Source organism: Streptomyces sparsus, assembly GCF_054776295.1.
In genome coordinates this window covers 1-1533 of sequence record NZ_BAAHCA010001056.1, presented here as the reverse complement: position 1 = coordinate 1533, position 1533 = coordinate 1, and the positions used below count along the sequence as shown (strand labels likewise).

Genomic DNA, 1533 nt, shown 5'->3' with positions numbered 1-1533 from the left:
AGCCGTCCCACGCCGGCCCCGCGGCGGGCCGTTCCGGCACGCCGGCCGGCCGCGTCACACCCACGGGCCCCGCCCCGTCTTCGGACTCCACCCCCCGCGACGCACCCCCAGGACCCGACGCCCATCCAGGAAAGGCCCTCTGATGACGCTCGACCGCCGTACCCTGACCGCCGCCGCCGTGGCGCTGACCTGCACGCTGGGGCTCACCGCCTGCGGCGGCTCCGACTCCGGTTCCGGTTCCGACTCCGGGGACGCCGGCGCGGACGGCACCCGTACCGTGCAGACCGCGCACGGCGAGGTGGAGGTGCCCGAGGAACCGAAGCGGGTCGTCGTGCTGGACACGGCGGAGCTGGACTCGGCGCTCACCCTCGGGGTGAAGCCGGTCGGCGCCACCCGCTCGGACGTCGCCTCCGGATTCCTGACGTACCTGTCGGACAAGCAGACCGCGGGCATCGCCGACGTCGGCAAGATCGCCGCTCCCAACCTGGAGAAGATCGCCGAGCTGGAGCCGGACCTCATCCTGGGCAGCGACGTGCGCGACGAGGAGCGCTACGACGAGCTGTCGAAGATCGCCCCGACCGTCTTCACCGAGTCCACCGGGCTGGAGTGGAAGGAGAACTTCGAGCTGCACGCGGAGGCCCTCGGCAAGGAGACCGAGGCCGAGAAGGTCGTCACCGACTACCGCAGCCACGCCGACGAGGTGACCGAGGCCCTCGGCGGTCAGAAGGCGGCGAAGGAGCTGGAGACCAACGTGGTCCGGTTCGTCGAGGGTGCCGACACCCGCATCTACGGCGACGGCAGCTACATCGCCACCGTGCTCAAGGACGTGGGCCTCGGCCGGCCGGCGATCGTGGAGAAGGCCACCGCCTACGACGGCCTGATGCTGGAGATCAGCCCCGAGCAGGTCGACAAGGCCGACGCGGACGTCGTCTTCTACACCTCCTACGGGGACCCGGCCGAGTCCGGCGAGGCGAAGGCCGTGGACAGCGGACTGTGGAAGGACATGCAGGTCACGAAGGACGGCAACGTCTTCCGCGTGAACGACGAGACCTGGATCCAGGGCATCGGCTACACCGCGGCGGAGACCATTCTCGACGAGATCGAGCAGAAGCTCGCCAAGTGACCGCAGACCCCGGGGGCGCGCAGCCGGCCCCCGGGGCGGGGCACCGGACGCCCCCGGCTCGCCCCTGAGACATCGGCGGTGGGTCAGCCCGCCGGGCGGCGGGCGCGCCAGACCAGGAACAGGGCACTGGCGACCGCCGCACCCCGGAGCACCCACGGATAGGCGCCGGTCAGCGCCTCCTGCACCTGGCCGTCGGCGATCGGATCACCCCACCGGCCGTCCGCGCGTCCCCACAACCACACCAGGCCGGCGCCCACCACGAGTCCCGGCATGCCCAGCACCGCCCACTTGGCTTCGAGGCGGCTGAGCCGGGGCGACCACCAGGCCAGCACCCAGCCCACACCCAGCGCGACCAGCGAACCCAGCGCGGCCCCGGCCACCAGGGCCAGCGCCGCCAGCAGCTCCACCAC

General features: G+C 72.5%; 1 protein-coding gene and 1 pseudogene. One reads left to right on the top strand and one right to left on the bottom strand.

The features are described from left to right. The first annotated feature begins 142 nt into the window (after window positions 1-142). Window positions 143-1123 (top strand): ABC transporter substrate-binding protein, encoded by a 981-nt coding sequence (locus ACYVE9_RS26250; RefSeq protein WP_461030383.1) that lies wholly within the window; start codon window positions 143-145, stop codon window positions 1121-1123. Window positions 1124-1206: 83 nt separating this feature from the next. Here ACYVE9_RS26250 and ACYVE9_RS26245 read toward each other — a convergent pair. Continuing rightward, window positions 1207-1533: pseudogene (locus ACYVE9_RS26245) on the bottom strand (hypothetical protein); the annotation flags it as partial.

Coding starts and splice junctions, on each gene's coding strand:
- ACYVE9_RS26250 (WP_461030383.1), top strand. CDS start 143: ATGACGCTCGACCGCCGTACCCTGACCGCCGCCGCCGTGGCGCTGACC.